We start from the raw sequence: 856 nt of genomic DNA on the forward strand, positions 1-856 counted from the left end.
TGGACCTCTGTCAAGTTACTGGACACAAATCGAAGAACTATTTTACGCAACTGACGCAGACAATAGATCCTCCATCTGCTGGGGTGTTTTATAGCCAAGCGCTGAGTGAATTCGGTTGCGATTGTAGCGCCCTTCAATGTATTGAAATAACTGCGGTTTTGCATCTTCATAAGATTTAAATACGGTTCTGTAGACTAACTCCTTTTTCAAGATGGCATGAAAGCTTTCGATAGGCGCATTGTCGTATGGGCAACCCTTAGTAGAAAATGATTGACGAATGCCAAGCTTGACCAGTTTCTCGCGGTACTGATGACTTGTGTACTGACTCCCTCGATCTGAGTGGAGGATTACGCCTTTTTTTGGTCGCTGTGTCGTGACTGCTTGATGCAGAGCGGATAGTACACAGCTCTTATCCATGGTTTTACTGTAACTCCATCCGATGATTTTGTTAGTGGCTAAATCCATAATCGATGCTAGGTAGGTCCAACCATCCTCAACCGTGTGAAGATACGTGATGTCACTAACCCACTTTTCATTCCTTTTCGTGGTTGAAAAATCCCGCTTGAGTAAATTTTCACCCCCGTTATATACCGCATCCTTTTTATAAGGTCGATATTTTTTAATGACGACGGATCGAAGGCCCAAGTTTTTCATGATGCGCTGCACTCGTTTTTCACTCACCTTAAACGGCAATGCTAACTTTGCAAGCTCCTCTCTAATTTTCGGAGCACCATACACACCATCTTGCTCGTGATCTATTCTCGTGATTTCCTGTCTTAGTTGCCTGTTTTCTTGTTTCAAACGTCCCTCAGGTCGTTTTTTGGTACAGAAATAATAGCTGCTATGACTGATTCCT

The 856-nt window shown here is 43.1% G+C and carries 1 protein-coding gene; it reads right to left on the reverse strand.

What is annotated here, in order from left to right:
- Positions 1 to 42: 42 nt before the first annotated feature.
- Positions 43 to 856, reverse strand: an 814-nt coding sequence (locus MM817_RS16370) for an IS3 family transposase (protein ID WP_241717112.1), incomplete at its 5' end; no start/stop codon positions are given.

Source organism: Sulfoacidibacillus ferrooxidans (assembly GCF_022606465.1).
Lineage (GTDB): Bacteria > Bacillota > Bacilli > Alicyclobacillales > SLC66 > Sulfoacidibacillus > Sulfoacidibacillus ferrooxidans.